Source organism: Belnapia sp. AC561, from assembly GCF_979252845.1.
Genome location: NZ_CEEDBP010000295.1, coordinates 1 through 259, shown reverse-complemented (window position 1 = coordinate 259; position 259 = coordinate 1). Strand labels below are relative to the sequence as shown.

General features: G+C 71.4%; 1 protein-coding gene. It reads right to left on the bottom strand.

Going from position 1 to position 259, the window contains the following annotated elements:
• On the bottom strand, window positions 1–259 hold a 259-nt coding region (locus AC0IW9_RS31145), incomplete at both ends, for a hypothetical protein (RefSeq protein ID WP_471652163.1).

Genomic DNA, 259 nt, shown 5'->3' with positions numbered 1-259 from the left:
CCGCCTGCGGCACCACCAGCCGGTCGATCGCGAGCTCGTTCGACAGCCACCGTGCCGGCCGCCAGTCCAGCTCGACCCGCGGTGCGCGGAAGACGAGGCCCTTCAGGTCGTAGACGCGCAGATCGGTCAGCCGCGTCTCGCCGTAGAGCGATCCCTCGATCCGCCCGACCGAGAAGCGCAGGCCGCTGCTCGGGCGGATCTTGCCGATCCGCTCGGCGACCAGTCCGTGACCCCAGGGCGTGTCGACCAGCACCAGCAC